The organism is Enterobacter cloacae complex sp. IR5428 (assembly GCF_049238585.1).
GTDB lineage: Bacteria > Pseudomonadota > Gammaproteobacteria > Enterobacterales > Enterobacteriaceae > Enterobacter > Enterobacter intestinihominis.
On record NZ_JBMKHV010000040.1, the window covers coordinates 1 to 1196 of the forward strand.

Consider the following 1196-nt stretch of genomic DNA (forward strand, 5'->3'; position numbering starts at 1 on the left):
GGGAAGGTGCGAATAAGCGGGGAAATTCTTCTCGGCTGACTCAGTCATTTCATTTCTTCATGTTTGAGCCGATTTTTTCTCCCGTAAATGCCTTGAATCAGCCTATTTAGACCGTTTCTTCGCCATTTAAGGCGTTATCCCCAGTTTTTAGTGAGATCTCTCCCACTGACGTATCATTTGGTCCGCCCGAAACAGGTTGGCCAGCGTGAATAACATCGCCAGTTGGTTATCGTTTTTCAGCAACCCCTTGTATCTGGCTTTCACGAAGCCGAACTGTCGCTTGATGATGCGAAATGGGTGCTCCACCTTGGCCCGGATGCTGGCTTTCATGTATTCGATGTTGATGGCCGTTTTGTTCTTGCGTGGATGCTGTTTCAAGGTTCTTACCTTGCCGGGGCGCTCGGCGATCAGCCAGTCCACATCCACCTCGGCCAGCTCCTCGCGCTGTGGCGCCCCTTGGTAGCCGGCATCGGCTGAGACAAATTGCTCCTCTCCATGCAGCAGATTACCCAGCTGATTGAGGTCATGCTCGTTGGCCGCGGTGGTGACTAGGCTGTGGGTCAGGCCACTCTTGGCATCGACACCAATGTGGGCCTTCATGCCAAAGTGCCATTGATTGCCTTTCTTGGTCTGATGCATCTCCGGATCGCGTTGCTGCTCTTTGTTCTTGGTCGAGCTGGGTGCCTCAATGATGGTGGCATCGACCAAGGTGCCTTGAGTCATCATGACGCCTGCTTCGGCCAGCCAGCGATTGATGGTCTTGAACAATTGGCGGGCCAGTTGATGCTGCTCCAGCAGGTGGCGGAAATTCATGATGGTGGTGCGGTCAGGCAAGGCGCTATCCAGGGATAACCGGGCAAACAGACGCATGGAGGCGATTTCGTACAGAGCATCTTCCATCGCGCCATCGCTCAGGTTGTACCAATGCTGCATGCAGTGAATGCGTAGCATGGTTTCCAGCGGATAAGGTCGCCGGCCATTACCAGCCTTGGGGTAAAACGGCTCGATGACTTCCACCATGTTTTGCCATGGCAGAATCTGCTCCATGCGGGACAAGAAAATCTCTTTTCTGGTCTGACGGCGCTTACTGCTGAATTCACTGTCGGCGAAGGTAAGTTGATGACTCATGATGAACCCTGTTCCATGGCTCCAGATGACAAACATGATCTCATATCAGGGACTTGTTCGCACCTTCC

1 protein-coding gene is annotated in these 1196 nt (G+C 53.0%); it reads right to left on the reverse strand.

The features are described 5' to 3' along the window. Window positions 1–147: 147 nt before the first annotated feature. Entirely contained in the window at window positions 148–1128 is a 981-nt protein-coding gene (locus ACOTXC_RS22675) for an IS5-like element IS5 family transposase (RefSeq protein WP_000019402.1), read from the reverse strand. Window positions 1129–1196 lie beyond the last annotated feature (68 nt).

Bases quoted from the DNA above. Each gene is read 5' to 3' on its own strand.
- ACOTXC_RS22675 (WP_000019402.1), bottom strand. From the start codon at position 1,128: ATGAGTCATCAACTTACCTTCGCCGACAGTGAATTCAGCAGTAAGCGC.